Raw genomic sequence first — 391 nt, 5'->3', positions numbered from 1 at the left:
GACCATCGCCCGTCGCGCCGCCCGGCGGCTTCAGTGGCTTCAGCGGCTGCAGCGGTTTCATCGGCGCCCATCCAGGCCGTTCCAGGCCCTCAGGCTGTCCAGGCCATGCAGGGATCGACGGCAAGGCCGGCGACGTATGCGCCACAGACGCCTCGTGCGTTGGCCGGCCGGCTCGACTGGGACGCGATTCACCGCATCGCTTCCCGCACACTGCGGATTGCCCATCTGCTCGCCTTGCCGCAGCGTCCCGCCGCGCGGCGGGACTGGATGGTGCGGCGGCAGGCGACGAGCTGGTTGGCCGATCCCGCGCTGTGTGCCGACTGGATTGCGGTGACGCGGCCCACCCAGCGCTGGGCGCTGTTGGGCGTGCTGTTCCCGCGCGAGCTTGGCA

General features: G+C 71.6%; 1 protein-coding gene. It reads left to right on the top strand.

Annotated elements, in window-relative coordinates; all coding sequences use genetic code 11:
* Nucleotides 1-105 precede the first annotated feature (105 nt).
* Nucleotides 106-391: hypothetical protein (locus tag AC1DDH_RS20740; protein WP_476956257.1), on the top strand; the 286-nt coding region annotated here is incomplete at its 3' end.

It is taken from the genome of Arthrobacter sp. 10T425, from assembly GCF_056393985.1.
This window is presented reverse-complemented; position numbering and strand designations above follow the sequence as displayed.